Annotated in this window: 16 protein-coding genes; 6 read left to right on the top strand and 10 right to left on the bottom strand. The window is 69.8% G+C overall.

The genetic code is table 11. The features are described 5' to 3' along the window. Positions 1 to 5: 5 nt before the first annotated feature. A complete protein-coding gene (locus MKL01_RS05055) occupies positions 6 to 1,325 on the bottom strand; it encodes a polyhydroxyalkanoate depolymerase (RefSeq protein ID WP_243904130.1) in 1,320 nt (439 codons plus the stop codon). A gap of 736 nt (positions 1,326 to 2,061) precedes the next feature. Here MKL01_RS05055 and MKL01_RS05050 point away from each other — a divergent pair. Next, a complete protein-coding gene (locus MKL01_RS05050) occupies positions 2,062 to 3,828 on the top strand; it encodes a sensor histidine kinase (protein ID WP_243904129.1) in 1,767 nt (588 codons plus the stop codon). Here the strand turns inward: MKL01_RS05050 and MKL01_RS05045 are convergent. The 3 genes from MKL01_RS05045 to MKL01_RS05035 all read right to left on the bottom strand — a co-directional run bounded on the left by MKL01_RS05045 (position 3,807) and on the right by MKL01_RS05035 (position 7,405). Continuing rightward, on the bottom strand, positions 3,807 to 4,766 hold the full coding sequence (locus MKL01_RS05045; protein ID WP_243904128.1) for an amidohydrolase family protein: 960 nt from the start codon (positions 4,764 to 4,766) through the stop codon (positions 3,807 to 3,809). The two genes, MKL01_RS05050 and MKL01_RS05045, sit on opposite strands and share 22 nt — an antisense overlap. A 169-nt stretch (positions 4,767 to 4,935) precedes the next feature. Next, positions 4,936 to 6,015, bottom strand: coding sequence for a tartrate dehydrogenase (locus tag MKL01_RS05040; RefSeq protein ID WP_243904127.1), 1,080 nt, complete (start codon positions 6,013 to 6,015; stop codon positions 4,936 to 4,938). Between the two features lie 91 nt (positions 6,016 to 6,106). Further along, positions 6,107 to 7,405: an MFS transporter gene (locus tag MKL01_RS05035; RefSeq protein ID WP_243904126.1), complete on the bottom strand. Its 1,299-nt coding sequence runs from the start codon at positions 7,403 to 7,405 to the stop codon at positions 6,107 to 6,109. A gap of 151 nt (positions 7,406 to 7,556) precedes the next feature. On the opposite strand from MKL01_RS05035, the gene MKL01_RS05030 reads away from it, so the two are divergent. Continuing rightward, positions 7,557 to 8,282, top strand: coding sequence for a GntR family transcriptional regulator (locus MKL01_RS05030; protein ID WP_243904125.1), 726 nt, complete (start codon positions 7,557 to 7,559; stop codon positions 8,280 to 8,282). 162 nt (positions 8,283 to 8,444) lie between these two features. On the opposite strand, the gene MKL01_RS05025 is transcribed toward MKL01_RS05030, so the two are convergent. Beyond that, positions 8,445 to 8,654, bottom strand: coding sequence for a hypothetical protein (locus MKL01_RS05025; RefSeq protein ID WP_243904124.1), 210 nt, complete (start codon positions 8,652 to 8,654; stop codon positions 8,445 to 8,447). A 610-nt stretch (positions 8,655 to 9,264) separates the two neighbouring features. Here MKL01_RS05025 and MKL01_RS05020 point away from each other — a divergent pair. Continuing rightward, positions 9,265 to 9,450 carry a hypothetical protein gene (locus MKL01_RS05020; RefSeq protein WP_243904123.1) on the top strand — a complete coding sequence of 62 codons (186 nt, stop codon included), beginning with the start codon at positions 9,265 to 9,267 and terminating at the stop codon, positions 9,448 to 9,450. Positions 9,451 to 9,493: 43 nt separating this feature from the next. Here the strand turns inward: MKL01_RS05020 and MKL01_RS05015 are convergent, their stop codons facing one another. Both MKL01_RS05015 and murI read right to left on the bottom strand, forming a co-directional pair. Continuing rightward, positions 9,494 to 10,210: a cache domain-containing protein gene (locus MKL01_RS05015; protein WP_243904122.1), complete on the bottom strand. Its 717-nt coding sequence runs from the start codon at positions 10,208 to 10,210 to the stop codon at positions 9,494 to 9,496. A gap of 122 nt (positions 10,211 to 10,332) precedes the next feature. Beyond that, entirely contained in the window at positions 10,333 to 11,208 is an 876-nt protein-coding gene (gene murI, locus MKL01_RS05010) for a glutamate racemase (protein WP_243904121.1), read from the bottom strand. A 263-nt stretch (positions 11,209 to 11,471) separates the two neighbouring features. Between murI and egtB the strand changes: the two genes are divergently transcribed. From egtB to MKL01_RS04995, 3 genes are read left to right on the top strand one after another with little or no spacing between them, the layout of a single operon-like run. Next, complete coding sequence (gene egtB / locus MKL01_RS05005; protein ID WP_243904120.1) at positions 11,472 to 12,740, top strand: ergothioneine biosynthesis protein EgtB; 1,269 nt, start codon at positions 11,472 to 11,474, stop codon at positions 12,738 to 12,740. Between the two features lie 18 nt (positions 12,741 to 12,758). Then, complete coding sequence (egtD, locus tag MKL01_RS05000; RefSeq protein ID WP_243904119.1) at positions 12,759 to 13,733, top strand: L-histidine N(alpha)-methyltransferase; 975 nt, start codon at positions 12,759 to 12,761, stop codon at positions 13,731 to 13,733. A gap of 34 nt (positions 13,734 to 13,767) precedes the next feature. Then, positions 13,768 to 14,832 carry an adenylate/guanylate cyclase domain-containing protein gene (locus MKL01_RS04995; RefSeq protein WP_243904118.1) on the top strand — a complete coding sequence of 355 codons (1,065 nt, stop codon included), beginning with the start codon at positions 13,768 to 13,770 and terminating at the stop codon, positions 14,830 to 14,832. Between the two features lie 150 nt (positions 14,833 to 14,982). On the opposite strand, the gene MKL01_RS04990 is transcribed toward MKL01_RS04995, so the two are convergent. The 3 genes from MKL01_RS04990 to clpA form a co-directional block, all read right to left on the bottom strand. Continuing rightward, complete coding sequence (locus MKL01_RS04990; protein WP_243904117.1) at positions 14,983 to 16,314, bottom strand: flavin monoamine oxidase family protein; 1,332 nt, start codon at positions 16,312 to 16,314, stop codon at positions 14,983 to 14,985. A 49-nt stretch (positions 16,315 to 16,363) separates the two neighbouring features. Then, complete coding sequence (locus tag MKL01_RS04985; RefSeq protein WP_243904116.1) at positions 16,364 to 16,654, bottom strand: hypothetical protein; 291 nt, start codon at positions 16,652 to 16,654, stop codon at positions 16,364 to 16,366. Between the two features lie 94 nt (positions 16,655 to 16,748). Next, positions 16,749 to 19,238: an ATP-dependent Clp protease ATP-binding subunit ClpA gene (clpA, locus tag MKL01_RS04980; protein WP_243904115.1), complete on the bottom strand. Its 2,490-nt coding sequence runs from the start codon at positions 19,236 to 19,238 to the stop codon at positions 16,749 to 16,751.

The following is a 19,238-nucleotide window of genomic DNA, read 5'->3' as shown; positions in this document are numbered from 1 at the left end:
AGCCGCTACGCGTGCAGTTCCGCGGCGAGCGTGCGCGCCGCGACGACGCTGTCGGCGATCAAGGTCGCCGGCACCTCCAGGCGTGGTTCGGCACCGCGCACGGCAATCGAGGCGCTTTCCGGCGGCGGGAGCTGGATGGGCGCCTCGCCCTGCGTCGCCATGAACGCCACGATCTTGGGCACGATCTCGGCCCGGAAGCGTGAGCCGTTGAATACGCCGTAATGCCCGGCGCCTGACTGAAGGTGATAGGCCTTCTTCCCGTCCGGCAGATTGGACGTCAGCTCGAGGGCGGCCCGGGTCTGACCGATACCCGTGATGTCGTCCTTCTCGCCCTCGATCGCCATCAGCGCGCACCGCCGAATGGCCCCGAGGTCCACCGGCTCGCCTCGATGGCGCATCTCGCCCTTGGGCAGACAATGTTCGATGAAGACCGTCTCGACGGTCTGGAGATAATATTCCGCCGTCAGATCCATCACAGCGAGGTATTCGTCGTAGAACTCGCGGTGCTTGGCCGCTGAGTCGCCATCGCCCTGGACGAGGTGATTGAACATGTCCCACTGGGCCGTGTGATGACGGTCCAGATTCATGCTGATGAAGCCTGCCAGTTGGAGGAAGCCCGGGTAGACCGAACGGCCCTGGCCCTGGTGCGTCCAGGGGACCGTATGGATGCAATGGCGCTCGAACCAGCCGATGTTCCGCTCCTGCGGGAGCCTGTTGACGGCCGTGGGCGAGCGGCGGGTATCGATGGGGCCTCCGATCAGCACGGCGGAGCGCGGCACCAGCGGATGGTCCACCGCTTCCATCCGGGCGATGGCAGCGAGGACCGGAACCGAGGGCTGGCAGACGGCCGCGACATGGAGATCCGGCCCGAGCGCCGTGAACATGGCGATGCAGTAATCGACGTAATCGTCGAGGTCGAAGCGCCCGTCCGAGAGCGGCACCTTCTTGGCATCCGCCCAGTCGGTGATGAACACCTGATGGGTCTCGAGGAAGGCCGCGACCGTGCCGCGCAGAAGGGTCGCGTAATGTCCCGACAGCGGAGCCACCAACAGCAGCTTCGGCTTGGTCGACGGCTCCCCGAACGCGATGACCCGGCAGAACGGCCGCTCCCAGACCACGCGTTCCGGAACCCCCAGATCGAAGGCGGGCTTGGCATAGGTGCGCGTAGCGCGCTCGAACAGTTCGCAGGAGGCGGCCACGGCACGGCTGCTGGGCGCATAAGCCAGGGGGCTGAACGGGTTCTCGCAGACCGTCCGCGCCATCTCCGCCGCCACCCGCATGGGCGACAGCAGCTGATCGTAGGCGTCACGCATCAGGTACAACATAGGGGTGTGTCCTCTGGCGGCCCTGAACCGCGCAACTCCACAACGCCTAACGTTTGTGCATTATGATGCGGTTCCCAATCCAAGGCGTTATTTCTTGCGACAGCTATTGCACAAAAATGCGCATCGCGGGGTGTTTGAGGCGGTGTCTTTCCACCGACAATAGAGGAACCGCCCCGCCGTATCATTCCTGCAACAGGACGTCAGAGAGCGGCCAGCTGAGGTTCCGGGCCTGAGGCCGTGCCCGCGCGCATCGCGGCGAGCCCCTCGGGGCGGCATGATCGGACCTGCTGAAGGCGGCGCGGTTCGTCCGACAGACGGTGCCCCCGGCCTTGATGTCGGGACGCTGGAAGGCCCGCCGCGACCTGGGCGAGAGTGCGGAACGAAAGCGGAGGGTCCGGAATTTTCGCCGTAGCTCGGCCGCTATAGATGGGCAGTGACGGGCATGCGACGCGTCCCGGACAGGACACCGTTCCGGCTCGACGCCCCCCGCGAGACGCCCGGCCGATCATGCTGCGATCGGAAACCTGCCTCCACCTTCGCTTTGCCTTTTTCCTTTTGGCCGAAGCGTCGGCGTCTGCGATCAAGACCGTGAACATCTCCGTCCCGGGCGTGTTCGACCGGGCCGCCGCTGCGGCACGCGCCTGCATGCGCTTCCCCAAACGAGGCCGCCGCCTATCTTGGCGCCCAGGTCCCGGAACGCGCCGAGAGGGTACCGAGGAGCAGGACGGCATCCTTGATGTCACTGACGAAGCGGATCGTTGGGCTCATGGCTTTGGCCCTCGTCCCGGCGCTCGCCATCCAGGGCTACAACGAATACGCCCTGCGGAGCGCCCGCGGCGCCGCCGTGCGCAGCGACGCCCTGCGGACCGCGCGCGGCGTCGCCGCGGACCTGGGCGATTTCGGGCGCGGGGCCCGACAGATCCTCGGGCTGCTGTCCGAGCTGCCGGTGATCCGAAACCGGGATGCCCAGAGCTGCACGGCCTATCTCAAACGCGTCGTCGACAAGGTCCCGGGATCGTTCTTCTTCGGCGTCGCCGACCCGGATGGACGGATCCGCTGCAACACCCTCGGATCCTCACCCGGGGCCTACACGGTCGCGGACCGGTCCTACTTCCAGGAGGCGATGCGCTCCGGCGGCTTCGCCGTCGGCGAGGTCCTGACCGGGCGCGTCACCGGGCGGCCGACCATCCAGTTCGCCCTGGCCATCCCCGGTTCGGACGGCAGGGCGGACGGCATCGTGATCACCAGCATCGACCTGTCCTATCTGGCCGCCCGCCAAGCCGCCGCCGGACTGCCGCCGGACGCGGTCCTGACGGTGGCCGACCGGAGGGGAACCGTGCTCCTGCGATTGCCGGGCCACGACGACTGGGTCGGCAAGGCGCTTCCCCCGCCCTTCTGGGAGGCCCTGACGCAACATCGTGGGGACGTGGCGGATCTGCCCGGCCTCAACGGCGGGCCACGCATCACCGCCGTGGCCGAGACCGGCCCCGGGGGGCTGGATTCGATCACGGTATCGGTCGGGGTCTCGCCGGCCACGGCGTTCGCCGATATCGACGCCGCCACTCGCCGCGGACTCGTGCTGATCGGCCTCGGCGCCGCCCTGGCGATCGCGGCGGCGCTGCTGGCCGGGCGCGCCTTCATCCGGCAGCCGGTCCAGAGGCTGATCCAGACCGCCGCGGCGTGGCGGGCCGGCGCGCTCGACGCGCGCAGCGGCCTCGCCGGTCCCGGCGAGTTCGGTCAGCTGGGCGAGGCCTTCGACGCCATGGCGGCCGCGCTCCAGACGCGCGAGGGCGAGTTGCGCGCCGAGATCGCCCGGAGCCGGCGCCTGCAGGAGCGTCAGACGCTGATGCTGCACGAACTCAATCACCGGGTGCGCAATACCCTGGCGACCGTTCAGTCACTGGTTCGTCAGCGACCGCGCGACGACGATGGCGGCGTGCGTCTGGAGGGGCGGATCCTGGCGCTGTCGAAGACGCACGACCTGCTGGCGCAGGACGATTGGGGCGGCGCATCGCTGCGCGCGGTGCTGGAGAACGCGTTCGCGCCGTTCGAGGATGCGACGGTGCGCCGCTTCGCGCTGGACGGCCCCGACGTCGAACTGTTGCCCCGTTACGTCCTGGCGCTCGGCATGGCGATCCACGAGTTGACGACCAACGCCGTCAAGTACGGGGCGCTCGCCACCGAGAACGGTCGGATCGACATCCGGTGGCGCGTCGCCGCGACGGACGACGACACCCGGGTCCTGGCCCTGGAATGGCGCGAGAGCGGGGGACCGCCCGTGGCGGAGACCCGGCGCAGCGGCTTCGGCACGCGCCTGATCGCGGGCGGCATCAGCCGGGAACTCGGCGGAACCGTCGACCTGACATTTCCGCCCGATGGCGTCCGCTGCGCCCTGCGGGTGCCTCTCGATGAGCCGGACCGCTTCACGTCGTTCCGCGATCCCGCGTCCGCCGTCACGCAGACATCGGGGGCAGCCTCCGATCAGCTCTTCGGGAGGTCGTAGAGCTCGGCCGGATTGTCGACGAGGATGCGGGTGCGGGTTCCCTCGTCGGGAACGAAGGTCGGCAGGAGGTCGAGCAGCAGGGCGTCGTCGGGCTTGTTGGACTGGCTTTCGGTGGGATGCGGCCAGTCGGTCCCCCAGACGCACCGCGTCGGTGCCGCGGCCGCGAAGGCGCGCGCCACCGCGACCGCATCCCCGTAGGTGGGCGGCCCGACCTTGGTGTCGGCGTAGAGGCCGGTCAGCTTCACCCAGGTGTTCCCCTGGTCGAGGAGACGCTGCATCAGCTTGAACGTGTCGCTCGCGACGCCGGCCGGCTGCGGACAATGGGCCAGATGGTCGAAGACCAGCTTGCCGCGGATCTTGAGGAAGGTGTCGGCGGCGGCCGCGATATCGGCGCCCGTCATGTTGATCTGGCAGTGCCAGCCCAGCGCGTCGACCCGCCGCGACAGCGGCTCCAGCATGTCGAGCGTCGTGGCCCCCGCCTGCGCGAGGTTGAAGCGGATCCCGCGCACCCCGAGATCGTGCATCCGACGGAGCTCCGCATCGCTCACGGAGGGGTTCACCACGACCACGCCGCGGAAGTTCGGGCCGAGGGCCGCCATGCCTTCGAGCGTCGGGCGGTTGTCGATCCCGTAGAGCGAGGGCTGGATAACGACGCCGCGACTCGTGCCCATGCGTGCCTGCAGCGCCCGGTAGTAGTCCGGAGTTGCGTCGGGCGCCGGAAGACCACCGGGGGCTGGCGGGAAGCGGTTGTCGTAGATGTGGAAGTGGCAATCCGTGGCGTTCGGCGGGACCTTGAAGGTCGGCGCCTCGCTGCCGGTCGAGTAGCGGACGGCGTATTGGGCGTGGGCGGGTCGCGGGTCCGCGCCGAGCGAGCCGCCGATGGCCGCCGCCGCGGCACCGCCGAGGACGCCGCGCCGGCTGGGGTTCCATGAGGTCATCGTATCCTCCCGATGCTGCGGGACCTGCCGTGCGTGCGGCGGCCCTCCTGTGTGACAGAGGCTGGACCGGCCGCATCGGCGGTCCGGAGAGCGGCGGCTACGAAGCGCGTCCGGTTCGAACGCCTGGAGGAAGGCGCCGGTTTCCCGGCGGCCTCCACGATGGTCCGCCTCAGGCGTTGTCACCCCGGATCGCCGCGATGACCGCGTCGGTGACCTGCCGGGTCGTCGCGCGTCCGCCGAGATCGGGCGTGTGCAGAGCCGGATCCGCAGTGACACGCTCGACCGCGCGCATCAGCCGTTCGGCCGCGGCCGGCTCGCCGAGGTGTTCCAGCATCTGGCAGGCGGTCCAGAAGGTCGCGACCGGGTTGGCGATGCCCTTGCCGGTGATGTCGAAGGCCGAGCCGTGGATCGGCTCGAACATCGACGGGAAGGTGCGCTCCGGGTTGATGTTGGCGGTGGGGGCGATGCCGAGGGAGCCGGCGAGGGCCGCGGCGAGGTCCGACAGGATGTCGGCGTGCAGGTTGGTGGCCACGATGGTGTCGAGGGTCTCGGGCTTCGTCACCATGCGCATGGTCATGGCGTCGACCAGCATCTTGTCCCAGGTCACGTCCGGAAAGTCCTTGGCGACCTCGGCGGCGATCTCGTCCCACATGACCATCGCGTGGCGCTGAGCGTTCGACTTGGTCACGACGGTCAGGAGCTTGCGCGGCCGGGACCGCGCGAGCTGAAACGCGTAACGGATGATCCGGTCGACGCCCGAACGGGTCATCATCGAGACGTCGGTGGCGACCTCGTTGGCATGGCCCTGGTGCACCCGGCCGCCGACCCCGGCATATTCGCCCTCCGAGTTCTCGCGCACGATCACCCAGTCGAGTTCGGGGCCCGAGACGTGGCGCAGCGGGCTGGTGATGCCCGGCAGGATCCGGGTCGGCCGGACGTTGGCGTACTGGTCGAAGGGCTGGCAGATCGCGAGCCGCAGGCCCCATAGGGTGATGTGGTCGGGCACGTCCGGCGCGCCCACGGCACCGAAGAAGATCGCATCGTGGTTCCGGATCTGCTCGCGGCCATCGGCCGGCATCATGACGCCGTGGGCCTTGTAGTAGTCGGAACCCCAGTCGAAATGGTCGAAGCGGAAGTTGAACGACCCGGTCTTCTCGGCCAGTGCGTCGAGGACTTCGATGCCGGCCGCGATGACCTCGACGCCGATGCCGTCCGCCGGGATGGCCGCGATCGTATAGGTCTTCGTCATGATGAGTCTCCTGAACGGTTTGTGCCAAAGGGGTCGTCGGTCTTGCGGCGGAAGCGTGCGACCGTGAACGATCGAAGCGACCGGGGGAACTTCAGCGCGCCACGACCCCCGCGGGTGCGCTGCGCCGCCCGGCGCGGGCGACGACGAGAGTCAGGATGGCCGAGACGACGAGCAGCCCGGCTACGAACATCAGGCCGCCCGCGAAGCTGCCGGTCCGGTCCTTGATCCAGCCGATCACCCAGGGGCCGACGAAGCCGCCGAGGTTGCCGATCGCGTTGATGGTGGCGATGCCCACGGCGGCCGCGGAGCCGGAGAGGAACATGGTCGGCATGGCCCAGAGCGGCGGCTTGGCGGCGCTGATCCCGACGTTGACGAGGCTCAGCGCGGCGATGACGGCGACCACGGTGCTGGCGGCCCCCGCCAGCACCAGACCGAGCGAGGCGGCAAGGCAGGCGATGACCACGTGCCACGTGCGCTCGCCCGTCCTGTCGGAATGGCGCGCCCAGAGCACCATCGCCACCACCGCGACGGTGGGCGGCACGGCGTTGAGCAGGCCTACGTGCATCGTCGACAGGCCGAGGCCCTTGATGATCTGCGGCGCCCAGATTCCCAGCGTGTAGAGGCCGGCGGACGTGCCGAAGTAGATCAGCGCGAGGGCCAGCACGCGCGGATCCGCGAGCCCGCTCAGAAGGTTGTGCCGGGCGTTCGCCCGCTTGCCGGCACGCTCCGCCTCCATCTCGGCGACGAGCCACGCCCGCTGCTCGTCGGCCAGCCAGGTCGCCTTCTCGGGTCGATCCGTCAGGTAGAACAGCACCACGATGCCGAGGATGACGGCCGGGAGCGCTTCGGCCAGGAACATCCACTGCCAGCCGTGCAGGCCGAGGAGACCGTCCATCTCGAGGAGCAGGCTCGACACGGGGGAGCCGAACAGGACGGAGAGCGGCGCCGCCGCCATGAACAGAGACACCACCGCGGCGCGGTAGCGGGCCGGGAACCAGAAGCTCAGATACAGGATGATGCCCGGGAAGAACCCGGCCTCGGCGGCGCCGAGGAGGAAGCGCAGGACGTAGAAGCTCGTCGCTCCGGTGATGAAGGCGAAGGCTCCCGAGAGAAACCCCCAGCTGATCATCACCCGGGCGATCCACAGCCGCGCGCCGACCTTGTCGAGGATGATGTTCGAGGGGATCTCGAACAGGAAGTAGCCGAAGAAGAACACCCCGGCCCCGAACCCGAAGACGGTCGACGAGAAGCCGAGATCCTTGTTCATCGTCAGCGCCGCGAAGCCGATGTTCACGCGGTCGATGAAGGCGACGAAGTACAGCAGGCAGATGAAAGGGATGAGGCGCCACGCGACGCGCCGCATGGTAGCCTGTTCGAGCGAGCCGCCCATCGTATCCTCCCGCTGCACCGGGTGACGGCTTCTTGCGCGCCATCTTCCATGCAAGCTTGAATACTGCTAGATCGGGCAGGACGACGTGTCAACGGCTGTTCCACGGCCGGCTTGGCTGGTGATAGGGCATCAGGGTCGGGGGGAGCGGGCGATGGCGCGGATGCAGCCCAGCGGCGGTCGGGCAGTGCCGACGGGCGCCGACGAGGGCGAGAAGCGCCCATCGCTGGTCGACGACGCCTACGCGGCGATGCGGGCCGCGATCCGCGATGCCAGCTTCGCGCCCGGCTATCAGGCCTCCGAGCAGGAGATCGCCCTCCGGCTGGGCATGAGCCGCACGCCAGTCCACGAGGCGGCGATCCGGCTGCAAGAGGACGGGCTGGTCCGGGTCCTGCCTCGCAAGGGCATCCTGATCCTGGCGCTGGCGCCCGACGACATGCGCGAGATCTACGACGTGATCATTGCCATGGAGGGCCGCGCGGCCGAACTCGTGGCGGCACTCCCGGACGGCGAGCGCCTCGCCGCGGCGCAGGCGCTCGATGCCCACACGGACACGATGGCCGACGCGCACGCGCGCGGCGACCTCCCGGCCTGGGGGCGGGCCGACGGGGCGTTTCACGCCGCCCTGATCGAGCATGCCCGGAACGGGCGGATGAGCCGGATCGTGCAGGCGATCAACGACCAGTCGCACCGGGCGCGGATGCTGACGCTCAATCTGCGCCGGACGCTGGAGGCGTCGGTGACCGAGCATCGGCGGATCGCCCGCGCAGTGCGGGCGGGCGATGCCGTCGAGGCCCTCGATGCCGCGCGCCAGCACCGCATCCGCGCCCGGGACGAACTGCTGCCGTTGTTGGACAGCTACGGCCTCAAGCACCTCTAGGGCCTCGGCCAGCGGTGCGGAGGCTACCGGCTGCGGCTGGGGTTAGCGCCGTCGCGTCGTCCGAAATCCCGGTCTCGCGCAGATCGTCCGGCCTCGCTGGGTCGGGCTGTCCGGCGCAATCAGATTCCCGCACTGCAATCGCCACCTGGGCGGCGACTCGGATCAGCGGAGCAGGGACAGGCCGAGGCGCCGCGCGACGGCGGGGACGCGGCGCCACCGCCGTTTGCGCCCGAAGACCCGGCGCGGATCGAGGATGCGCGGATCATCCTCCAACAGACCGATACGGGGCTGATAGCTGGCTCCGATCGCCACCAGCCCGGCCGTGCCGAGCAGCGCCACGAGCGCCGCACCCCAGAAACAGCTCTCGAACATCGGGCACTCCTGCGTCGGAGATCCACGCGCCAGAGACCAGAACCGCAGGAGATTGCGGCGGAATCTGGACAAGCTTGAGCTCTGAGGAGGATATACAGTATCGGCGGAGCACCGGCTGTGGAAATCCCGGTCGGGAATTCTGCACAGCGGCGGAATTTCCCCTACGCAAGTCAGCGAAGGTCTCTTATCGCCTGCCGGATCGCGAAAACCCGTGGCGCGCGCGGACAGAACCCCTGTCTGGAGCAGAGCCGGAGCAGCGCACCGCCTCCGTGGCTTCGGCCGGGCGTCGTCTTGGCGACGGCACGGTCGGGCACGGCGGCGCGCGCCGCGGTACGTCTGTGCGATCACGCACCGCGCGCCGCCGCCGACATCGGCCATTTCGGCTCCGCGATGAGCAGAGGATCCGGCGAGGGCCGTGCCGGGGTGCATCCCCCCGCTCGGTCCTTCGCTGACGCCAGCATGGTTGTGGCGGCTCTCCGCATCCCGGGCGCGGCCGCGGGATGGTGCTTCGGATCCGGCCGGACCGAGGCCCGGGCGCGGGGGTGCATTTAACGAAGCGTTCATCCTCCGGGTGTCCCATCAGGGTCCGCGGGGATCGGAAAGGGAAGCGATGCCGAGCGAGACGAACGGGCCGCCTCAGGAGCCGATCCTCGAATTGTGGCGCATCGTGGCGCTCGCGCTGATCGTCGCCGCCGGGATGCTCTTCGTGCATCTGATCGTCCCGACGGAGGCGGACGCATCCGCCGAGCGGAGCGTCGCGGCAATGAGCCAGCCGAGCCCCGCAGCACGGCCTTAACGCCGCCGCCGAAGCGCCGGATGGAACCTGAGCCGCCCCTGGGCTACTCGCCACCCGCCGATTTCGATCCGGCCTGATCCAGCGCCGTCGCCGCTGCCGTCAGCTCCCGCCGCGCCTGCGCGATGGCCGTCGCCTTCTCGTCGCCCCGGGCGTTCAACGCCTCGAGGAAGGCGGTCCAGTCCGCCCGCGCGCTGCTCGGGATCTCGCCGTCGAGCTTCTTACGGAGGGCGGCGATGCGGCCCTCCGCCGTCGCGACCGCGGGAGCGTTGACGTCCACATCGTACACGCCGACCGCGCAGGTCTGGTCACCGGTCCGGGTGTAGTAGGTGGTCTTGGGTTCCTCGATGGTGCTGCCGGGTTTGGGGAACAGGTAGCGGATCACCGAGATCTGCCCCGCTTTGGCGGTGTCCATCATCGTCCGGATGAAGTGGTTGCCGGTCTTGTCGTGCAGGTCCCGCACGTCGTGTCCCTTGAGCAGCGGGCTCGGATGGGCGTTCATGATGCCGTCCGGCCCGACACAGAACACGTAGGTGTCGGCGGTCCGGAACCCGCGCGCTCCGTCGGTGAAATCCTGGAGCGCCTGCGCCTTGTCGGTCTTCAGGGCCCGATCGACGCGGCCCAGCATCCAAGACGCGAACCCGTTCGGGCTCGGATCGTCGCAGGAGGTCGGAGCCTCGCCGTCGCCGCACGCCAGGGCCGGCGCGATCGTCGACACCGCGATGAATAATGTAGCCGCCAGCAATGAAGCTTTCAGCGTCATCGGCTTCTCCCGAATTCAGACATCGCGTCGAATCGGGTCAATCAGAGACTGTGCCGACTGAATTGGCAAGCGCCCGGGACGGTTTTGCCGGATCGGCCCGTGCTGCCTCGGTCGCCGCCTCCCTATTGCAGAAGCAGCGGGATCGCCTCGACGGCGACGTCGCTGATCCCCCTGTCGGCGAGCGCGGCCCGCAACGGGGCTGTCAGGCAGCTTCCGGCCGTGAAGGCGCCGAGCGCCGTGCCGTGCCCGTCCGCCTGGCGGGGGACGGCACCGATCAGCTGCATGACGCGCCGGGCGATCGCGGGCGCCGGATCGATCCAAGTCACCGGCCAGGGCGCCACGGCTTCGAGGCGCGGCAGCAGGAGCGGATAGTGCGTGCAGGCGAGGCACACGACGTCGGTGCGCCGGCCATCCGGCTCCGTCACGAAACAGGGAGCGATCTCGGCGGCGAGGGCGGCATCGTCAACGGGGGCGCCGGCGAGCTCGGCCTCGGCGTACCCGGCGAGGTTCGGCGAGCCGACGAGGGTCACCGCGCAGGCGCCGGCGTAGGTCGCGATCAGGTCGTGCGTGTAGGAGCGCGCCACGGTCCCGGGCGTCGCCAGAAGCGAGACGAGCCGCGAGCGCGTCGCCGCCGCCGCGGGCTTGATCGGCGGCACCACGCCGACGAAGGGCGTTGCGAAACGCTGCCGCAGGGCGGGCAGGACCAGGGTCGAGGCCGTGTTGCAGGCGATGACCACGAGGTCGGGCCGGTGAACCGCGACGAGCCGTTCCATCACGGCGAGCACCCGGGCGACGAGCGCCGCCTCACCGAGCCGGCCGTACGGGAAGGCCGCATCGTCACCGACATAGACGTAGCGGGCGTCCGGACGGGCGTGGCGCACGGCGTCGAGGACGGTCAGGCCGCCGAGCCCGGAATCGAAGACCAGGATGGTCGGTTCGGCGGCACCGCGCAACGCGGCGGCGGACAGGCTGGCGCCGGCCATCAGATCGATCCGCATGGGTACCGTGGACTCCCGAACGCGCGTCCCGAACTCTCCGTCGCGAGGGTTAAAGCGAACTGACTGCGGCGAGAGAAAGACCCGCAATCCCCAACAGGTTCGGTTAACCCCGGCGGGGCCGGCGCGAACAGGCCGGCGAACGCGCTCGGTAGGCGACCTCCTCGGCAGAGGTTGTCTGGACCCCCGCGGGACATATCTTCTGCGCGCCGACCTGCGTTCGAGGAAATCGTTCTGGAGTCGGTCTGAGGAAAAGGACACGCGTCATGGCAGCGACGGCCGCACTGCGCCTGGACCAGGCATCCGGGCAAGAGGCCGCGGCCTTCCCGCCGCCCGCCGTGACCGCCCGTCCGATCGACCGCGCGGCTTGGATCGCCGCCTTCCGCCACGTGCGGCGGGAGACCGAGCGCCGCGCCGCGCCGCTCTCGGCGGAGGATCAGCAGGTTCAATCCATGGCCGACGCCAGCCCGACCAAGTGGCATCGGGCTCACGTGACTTGGTTCTTCGAGCAGTTCCTCCTGCGCGAGCACCTGCCGGGCTACGCGATCTACGACGAGCGTCTGCACTACCTGTTCAATTCCTACTACGTGGCCGCCGGCCCCCGGCAGCCGCGGTTCCAGCGCGGCCTGATCACGCGACCGACCATGGCGGAGGTCACGGCCTACCGCGCGCATGTCGACCGGGCGGTGGTAGCGCTCCTCGGGCAGGCCTCGGAGGGCGGGCTGGAGGCGGTGCTGCCGATCCTGGAGATCGGGCTCTACCACGAGCAACAGCACCAGGAGCTTCTCCTCACCGACATCCTGCACGCCTTCGGGCAGAACCCGCTCGGACCGGCCTACGAACTCGAGTGGCGTTTTCCGGCGGCCGCATCGCTCCCGGGTCAGGTCCGCCTCGACCGGGCCATCGCGTGGATCGGGCATGACGGGGAGGGGTTCTCGTTCGACAACGAGTCGCCCCGGCACGAGGCGCTGATCCCGGCGGGCCGGATCGACCGGGCTCTGGTCACCAACCGCCAGTGGCACGCCTTCATGGAGGATGGCGGCTACGCCAAGCCGGAGCTGTGGCTCTCCGACGGCTGGTATGCGGGCCCGGCCGAAGGCTGGGACGCTCCGGGCTATTGGCGCCGGGACGGGGCCGGTTGGGCCACCATGACCCTCGGCGGCCTGCGTCCGGTGGACCTCGACGCGCCCGTCACGCATGTGAGCTACTACGAGGCCGACGCCTACGCCCGGTGGGCGGGGCGCTTCCTGCCGACCGAGTTCGAATGGGAGGTCGCCGCCCGGGACGGGCAGTTGCCGGACGCCTTCGGCCTCGTCTGGCAATGGACCCGCAGCGCCTATCTTGCCTATCCGGGATACCGGCCGCTGCCGGGTGCCCTCGGCGAGTACAACGGCAAGTTCATGTCCAACCAGTTCGTGCTGCGCGGGTCGTCGGTCGCCACTCCCGCCGGCCATGCCCGACTGCCGTACCGCAATTTCTTCTACCCGCACCAGCGCTGGCAGTTCACGGGCCTGCGCCTCGCAGACGCCGCCTGACGCGCCCCGGAGGCCCCCTTGACGATCAAGCCCACATTCCCCGACGCGACCCCGGTCGCGCTGGATTCGGCCGAACTCGCCTTCCTCGCCGACGTACGGGACGGCCTGTCCAAGCCGCAGAAAACCCTGTCGCCGAAGTATTTCTACGATGCCGCCGGCTCGGCCCTGTTCGAGTCGATCACCCGGCTGCCGGAATACTACCCGACCCGCACGGAGATCGGCATCCTCGACCGGCGGGGACCTGAGATCGCGGCGCTGCTGCCGGCGAAGGCGGCCCTCGTGGAGTTCGGCAGCGGCTCGACGGTGAAGCTCCGCAGGCTCCTCCGGCACCTCGACAAGCTCGCCGCCTATGTCCCGGTGGACGTCTCGGGCGAATTCCTGCGCGCGCAGGCCGAGACCCTGAGCGGCGACTTCCCGCATCTGCGTGTCGAGCCCGTGGTCGCAGACTTCACCCGCGACTTCGCCCTGCCGGCGAGCCTCGACGGGCAGGCGAGGGCCGGGTTCTTCCCCGGTTCGACCATCGGCAATTTCGAGCCGGCCGAGGCCGAGGAATTGCTCCGTCGCTTCGGACGGATCCTGGGGCAAGGCGCCCTTATGATCGTGGGCGTCGACCTCGTGAAGGATCCCGCGACCCTGGAGACCGCCTACGACGACGCCGCCGGGGTGACGGCAGCGTTCAACCTCAATCTCCTGACCCGGATCAATCGCGAGCTCGCCGGCCGTTTCGACCCCGCCGCGTTCGCCCATCGGGCCGTCTTCAATCCGGACGCGTCGCGGATCGAGATGCACCTCGTCGCCCGGGAGGCGCAGGCGGTCGCTGTGGGATCCGACACCTTCACCTTCGCGGCGGGCGAAACGATCCATACCGAGAGCAGCTACAAGTATACGGTCGCGACCTTCCGGGCCCTGGCGGAACGGGCCGGCTGGACGTGGCTCGAAGTCTGGAGCGATCCGGAGGGTCTGTTCTCGGTCCACGCCCTGCGGCTGGATTGAGGGGCGACCGGCGCGCCGGCCGGTGAACGCACCGATGCGGTTCCCGCGATCCGGCTTCTTCCTGGTCGCGCCGGCGCTCGGGGCCCTGGCGGGTGTGCTCTACGGAACGATCTTCGCGGTCGGGCCGCTGGCGGGATCGGCGATCCGCGGCGCCATCATCGGCACGCCGATCATGCTCTACGAGCGCCGGCTCCTTCTCCCGGCTGTGCGCGAGCGGATCCGTGGCCTCGCCACGCCGCTGTTCCTGCTCGCCACGGTGGCGCTGTACATCGCGATGATCATCGCCGGTAACGCGCTGGCCAGCACCGTGCTCAATCGCCTGTTCCGGTTCATGTACAGCGAGCGGAACGCGATGCTGATGACCGATACGGGCCTGCTCTACGCGCTCGGCATCTCGGCCCTCGTGGCGTTCGTGTTCCGCGTCCGCGACCTGATCGGACCGGGGGTCTTCGTCAATCTGCTGATCGGCCGATACCATCGGCCGATCCGGGAGGAGCGCATCTTCCTGTTCCTCGACGTCGCCGGCTCGACCCGCTTCGCCGATCGATACGGCGATCACGCGGCGCAGGCCTATCTGGGACAGGTCTTCAACGCCCTGGCGCTGCCGGTATCGCGCACGCGCGGCTCGATCGACGACTACATCGGCGATCTGGCGCTGGTGACTTGGACGATGAAGCAGGGCCTGCGCGACGCCGCCTGCCTGCGCTGCGTCTTCGATTTCGCCGACCGTCTCGCGGCGGATGCCGAGAGTTGGCGGAGCCGCTTCGGTCAGGTGCCGGAGTTCCGCGCCGCGCTCCATTGCGGCCCGGTGGTCACCGCCGAGATCGGGCTGCAGCGGCACAAGATCGCGTATTTCGGCGACGTCGTGAACACGACGGCCCGGCTCGAGGCACTGTCCAAGACCCTGAATGCCCACGTCCTGGTCTCGGCCGATCTCCTCGGCCGGATCGGTGCGCTACCCGACGACCTCGTCGCCGAGGACCTCGGTTCCCACGCCCTGCGCGGGCGCGAGGAGCCCCTGTCCCTGGCCTCGATCCGCTGCCGGGCCGCCACGGGCATGCCGGCGCCGCCCGATCCTGGCAGTGCGACGCCGGGATGAAGCGCGGCACGCGCGGGTCGACCACCGCGATGCGGCGGAGCCCGAGCGTTCTGATGCCGACGCCTGCGACCGGGGCGGATCATGCATCGTGGCCACAGGTGTGCCGGTGCGGGAGGCCGGCGCACCCGGTCCGAGTGCGAGGTGAACCGATCAGGTGCCGAGCACCCGGAGCACGTCGCGGGCGGCGCGCTCGCCGTCGAGGGTCGCGCCGCCGACCGTCATGGCTCCGCCGCCGGCCATTGCCTCGCCGGCGAAGAAGATCCGCCCGCCGACCGGTTCACGCAGGCGGTCCCGGGCGTCCGCGTGTCCGGGGGCTACGATCGAGTAGGACCCCCGGGCATGGGGATCCGTCCACCAGCCGGCGAGCCGGCCGGACAGCACCGCGCCGGACGCCTTGGCGCCCAGGATCGCACCCAGACGCTCGGTCGCCAAAGCGACCGCGGCCGCCTCGCCGGCGTCGCACAGGTCGCGGGCGAGATCGCCGCCGAGATTGGCCACCGCCAGGGATCGGCCGAACGGCCCCATCTCGAAATAGAGGGTCGGGCCGCCGGTCCCGATCGACACCGCATCGCCGAACGCCGCCGGATCGAACTTCGCCGGGTCGAGCCGCAGGCCGATCTTGGTATAGGCGCCCATGTGGAGCCCCGCGAGTGCACCGTGCACAGGGTCGGGGAGGCCGGGCGAGAACCGGATCGCGCCGCCTTTCAGAACGCCGACAGGGGCCGTGACGATGACGGCCGCCGCCGTCAGCGTACCCCGCGCCGTCTCGACCCGAACCTCGCGGTCGGACCAGTCGATCCCCTGGACCGGGCAGCCGAGACGGACCGGGACATCGGCGAAATGCCGCGCGACCAGGTCGCCGTAGCCGTCCACCCACAGGTCGCCGCCGGACCACAGGCGATCGTAATCCACGGCCGAGACCCGATCGGGATCCTCGCCCAGGGACAACCGGCTCAAGCCCGCGGCGGCCTGCTCGGCAGCCGGTCCGCCGGTCCGTGCGACCTCCGCCAGCGAGGGGTCGCCGGTTCCCTTGGGTTGCAGGCGCGCATCGAGGCCGGAGAAGCCGGCACGCCGCTCGGCCTTCTCGGCGTCGGTCGCGGGCCTGCCGTCGATGACCAAGCTCCGCGCCCAGCCGTCCTCCTGGGCGAAGCGGACCCCGGCCTGCCGGGCGATCGGCGCCCACGGGTTGCGCTCGGCCCAGTGGATGTATTCGGCGCCGGCATCGAACGGGCAGTCGGCACCCAGGGCCCGCTCGGTGAAGGCGCGCCCGCCGATCCGGTCCCGCGCCTCCACGACCGTGAAGCTCTGCCCGGCTGCGCGCAGGGCGGCGGCGGCGGCAAGGCCGGCCGATCCGGCGCCGACGATCACCACGGTGCCGCCGCGGGCGGTGGCGCGCAGCGCCGGTGCCGCCACGAGGGCGGATGCGAGGATCGCCCGGCGGGTGGGCCTCGAGAGGGTCGGGTGCGCTCGGGCCGGTTCCATGGCGCCTCCACTGGGACACATCCCGGAGCCGCCGGTTGCGGGCCCTCCGCTATCCGCGCCCCGCCGCCGGGTTGCTGGAGCGCTTCTCCATCATGGCCTTGACCTGCATCAGCTGGTCCCAGACCTGACCGGGGGAGGTGCCGAAGAAGGTGAAGCCGGCGCTCACGCCCCAGTAGACGCCGAAACAGATCAACGGCACGAGCACCCAGGCGAGCACCTCCTCACCGCGGCGGCGACGACGGCGCCGACGCCGGCGCTCCTCGCGCCGCGTCAGCTGCTGCTTCGGGGGCGCCGGCTGAGCGACGGGGGAGAGAGGTCCCTCGTGCAGGTTGTCGGTCATCGGGCGCCTCCTCGCCGCGGCGCATGCGCGTCGCGGCGGCGGTCATAGACCGGCGGCCCCTAGTCCGGAAGGCCGCCGACCCGCCTGCACACCATTAGGCACGCACGAGTGGCACCTTCGGCACGGTCCGGACGCCGCCGCCCGAACCGCCGCCGCCGCCCTTGTCGTCCTTCGGGCTCTTCTTGCGCGCCGCCGTGCGCGGCTTGGCGCGCTTGTGGCGCTTGGCGGCGTTGGTCACGTCCTTCTCGGGCTTGGGCGTCACCGGGCCCGCCGGGAAGTCGAAGCCCAGGCTGTCCTTGGCGCCGGCCTTGGCCTCGGCATCCTCCGGCTTGCGCACGACCACCCGGACCGCACCGCCGTCCTTCAGCTTGCCGAACAGCACCTCGTCGGCGAGCGGCGTCTTGATGGTGGACTGGATCAGCCGCGCCATCGGGCGGGCGCCCATGGCGTCGTCGTAGCCGTGCTCCACCAGCCAGTCCCGGGCCTCGTCGGAGAGCTCGATCGTGACGTTGCGGTCGGCGAGCTGCGCCTCGAGCTGGAGGACGAACTTGTCGACGACCTTCGCGACGACCTCCTTCGGCAGATGACCGAAGGAGATGATCGCGTCGAGGCGGTTCCGAAATTCCGGCGCGAACAGGCGGTTGATCGCCTCCACGTCGTCCCCGGTCCGCTTGCTCTGGGTGAAGCCATAGGCCGACTTCGCCAGATCCGACGCACCCGCATTCGTCGTCATGATGATGATGACGTTGCGGAAATCGACCTGCTTGCCGTTGTGGTCGGTGAGCTTGCCGTGGTCCATGACCTGCAACAGGATGTTGAACAGGTCCGGGTGCGCCTTCTCGATCTCGTCGAGGAGCAGCACGCAGTGGGGGTGCTGGTCGATCCCGTCGGTGAGCAGGCCGCCCTGGTCGAAGCCGACATAGCCGGGGGGCGCGCCGATCAGGCGGCTGACCGTGTGGCGCTCCATGTATTCCGACATGTCGAACCGCAGCATCTCGACGCCGAGCGACGAGGCGAGCTGCTTGGCCGCCTCGGTCTTGCCGACGCCGGTCGGGCCGGCGAACAGGTACGAGCCGATCGGCTTGTCCGGGTCGCGCAGGCCGGCGCGGGCCAGCTTGATCGCCGAGGTCAGGGCCTCGATGGCATTCGGCTGGCCGTAGACCACCCGCTTCAGGTTCTCGGTGAGGTGCTGGAGCACCACCGCGTCGTCCTTGGAGACGGTCTTGGGCGGGATCCGCGCCATCGTGGCGATGGTCGCCTCGATCTCCTTGATCCCGATGACGCGCTTGCGGCGCGCCTCCGGCACCAGCATCTGCGAGGCGCCGGTCTCGTCGATCACGTCGATCGCCTTGTCGGGCAGCTTGCGGTCGTTGATGTAGCGGGCCGACAGCTCCACCGCGGCCTTCACGGCCTCGGTCGTGTACTTGAGCTTGTGGAACTCCTCGAAATACGGGCGCAGGCCCTTCACGATCTCGATCGTGTCGGGGATCGACGGCTCGTTGACGTCGATCTTCTGGAACCGGCGCACCAGGGCGCGGTCCTTCTCGAAGTACTGGCGGTACTCCTTGTAGGTGGTCGAGCCGATGCAGCGCAGCGTCCCCGAAGCCAGGGCGGGCTTGAGCAGGTTCGACGCGTCCATGGCCCCGCCCGAGGTCGCGCCGGCGCCGATCACCGTGTGGATCTCGTCGATGAACATGATCGCGTTCGGGTGCGCCTCGATCTCCTTCATCACCTGCTTGAGGCGCTCCTCGAAGTCGCCCCGGTAGCGGGTGCCGGCGAGCAAGGTGCCCATGTCGAGGGAGAACACCGTGGCGTCGGCGAGCACCTCCGGCACCTCGTGCTGGATGATCTTGCGCGCCAGCCCCTCGGCGATCGCGGTCTTGCCGACGCCGGGGTCGCCCACCAGCAGCGGGTTGTTCTTCTGCCGGCGGCAGAGCACCTGGATGGTGCGCTGGACCTCGGTCTCGCGACCGATCAGCGGGTCGATCTTGCCGTCCCGCGCCTTCTTGTTGAGGTTGACGCAGTAGGCGTCCAGGGCGTCGCCCTTCTTCTTCGCGCCGCCGCGGGGATCGCCGTCGTCGCTCGGACGCTCGGCGGCGCCCTCGTCCTCGGCGCCGCGGACCGGCTTCGACTCGGAGGCGCCGGGGCGCTTGGCGATGCCGTGGCTGATGTAGTTGACCGCGTCGTAGCGGGTCATGTCCTGCTCCTGCAGGAAGTAGGCGGCGTGGCTCTCGCGCTCGGCGAAGATCGCCACCAGCACGTTGGCTCCGGTCACCTCCTCGCGGCCCGAGGACTGGACGTGGATCACCGCCCGCTGGATCACGCGCTGGAACCCGGCCGTGGGCTTGGCGTCCTGCCGCCCGTCGCCGGTCAGGTTGGACAGCTCGGTGTCGACGTAGTCGACGAGGCTGCGCTTGAGCGCGTCGATCTCGACGTTGCAGGCGCGCATGACCGCGGCGGCATCCTGGTCGTCCACGAGGGCGAGCAGGAGATGCTCCAGCGTCGCGTATTCGTGACGGCGCTCCCCGGCGAGCGCCAGGGCGCGGTGGAGAGCTTGTTCTAGGCTGCGTGAGAAGCTTGGCAA

The organism is Methylobacterium sp. J-070 (genome assembly GCF_022829385.1).
Taxonomy (GTDB): domain Bacteria; phylum Pseudomonadota; class Alphaproteobacteria; order Rhizobiales; family Beijerinckiaceae; genus Methylobacterium.
The sequence above is the reverse complement of the archived record's forward strand: the minus strand, read 5'-3'. Positions and strand labels throughout refer to the sequence as shown.

Bases quoted from the DNA above. Each gene is read 5' to 3' on its own strand.
- MKL01_RS05055 (WP_243904130.1), bottom strand. From the start codon at position 1,325: ATGTTGTACCTGATGCGTGACGCCTACGATCAGCTGCTGTCGCCCATG.
- MKL01_RS05050 (WP_243904129.1), top strand. From the start codon at position 2,062: ATGTCACTGACGAAGCGGATCGTTGGGCTCATGGCTTTGGCCCTCGTC.
- MKL01_RS05045 (WP_243904128.1), bottom strand. From the start codon at position 4,766: ATGACCTCATGGAACCCCAGCCGGCGCGGCGTCCTCGGCGGTGCCGCG.
- MKL01_RS05040 (WP_243904127.1), bottom strand. From the start codon at position 6,015: ATGACGAAGACCTATACGATCGCGGCCATCCCGGCGGACGGCATCGGC.
- MKL01_RS05035 (WP_243904126.1), bottom strand. From the start codon at position 7,405: ATGGGCGGCTCGCTCGAACAGGCTACCATGCGGCGCGTCGCGTGGCGC.
- MKL01_RS05030 (WP_243904125.1), top strand. From the start codon at position 7,557: ATGGCGCGGATGCAGCCCAGCGGCGGTCGGGCAGTGCCGACGGGCGCC.
- MKL01_RS05025 (WP_243904124.1), bottom strand. From the start codon at position 8,654: ATGTTCGAGAGCTGTTTCTGGGGTGCGGCGCTCGTGGCGCTGCTCGGC.
- MKL01_RS05020 (WP_243904123.1), top strand. From the start codon at position 9,265: ATGCCGAGCGAGACGAACGGGCCGCCTCAGGAGCCGATCCTCGAATTG.
- MKL01_RS05015 (WP_243904122.1), bottom strand. From the start codon at position 10,210: ATGACGCTGAAAGCTTCATTGCTGGCGGCTACATTATTCATCGCGGTG.
- murI (WP_243904121.1), bottom strand. From the start codon at position 11,208: ATGCGGATCGATCTGATGGCCGGCGCCAGCCTGTCCGCCGCCGCGTTG.
- egtB (WP_243904120.1), top strand. From the start codon at position 11,472: ATGGCAGCGACGGCCGCACTGCGCCTGGACCAGGCATCCGGGCAAGAG.
- MKL01_RS04995 (WP_243904118.1), top strand. From the start codon at position 13,768: ATGCGGTTCCCGCGATCCGGCTTCTTCCTGGTCGCGCCGGCGCTCGGG.
- MKL01_RS04990 (WP_243904117.1), bottom strand. From the start codon at position 16,314: ATGGAACCGGCCCGAGCGCACCCGACCCTCTCGAGGCCCACCCGCCGG.
- MKL01_RS04985 (WP_243904116.1), bottom strand. From the start codon at position 16,654: ATGACCGACAACCTGCACGAGGGACCTCTCTCCCCCGTCGCTCAGCCG.